Annotated in this window: 1 protein-coding gene; it reads left to right on the plus strand. The window is 32.2% G+C overall.

Translation table 11 applies throughout. The features are described from left to right. Positions 1–552, plus strand: a 552-nt coding sequence (locus tag NL42_RS17965; protein WP_461313791.1) for a TetR/AcrR family transcriptional regulator, incomplete at its 5' end; no start/stop codon positions are given. Positions 553–783 lie beyond the last annotated feature (231 nt).

Below are 783 nucleotides of genomic sequence, written 5' to 3' on the forward strand. Positions count from 1 at the left end.
GATGACATTATTAACACCGCATTAAGACTTTTTAACTCGTATAGCTATAATTCTATAGGGGTAGATCGCATCATTAATGAATCTGGCGTTGCAAAAATGACTTTCTATAAGCATTTTCCATCGAAAGAAAAGTTAATTGAAGAATGCCTACTTCTACGGAATACGCTTTTACAAAACTCTCTGACTGCTGCCTTATCACAACATGATGAGTTAGACCCTCTCGCGAGAATTAAAGCAGTATTCTTATGGTATTCCGACTGGTTTAATAGTGAAGATTTTAATGGTTGTATGTTTCAAAAAGCTTTAGAAGAAGTTTTAAAACAATATCCATCAACGCATCAACCTGCCACTTTGTATAAAGCTTGGTTGACTCAACTGATGCAAAATCTTCTTAACCAATATGATGTAAAAGAACCAGTTCCTTTATCTTTATTACTCGTTAATATATTGGAAGGTATGACCATACAAGCTCAGGTCGAACATGGTTCAATAAAAATTTATGATTATTGGAATCGAGTTGAAAAGTTAATCGACTTTGAAAGAGCTGCTTAAAAATAAAGCGCGACATTCTTCTTCTTATATTAATATTCTTCTTCTCTATCACGCTGCGTCTGAAAGTCATTTTGGTTCAAAATTAGATGTTTTTTTCGACCCTACCGAACCAAAATATACAGACCTGTCTGTACAAAACAGATTATATATTTAAAAAATAAAAACTCAATCATTTTTTATGTTTCATTTAACGATAAATTAGATTTAACTATTTATCGGAGTGAAATAGGA

Source organism: Acinetobacter sp. GN11, assembly GCF_054823985.1.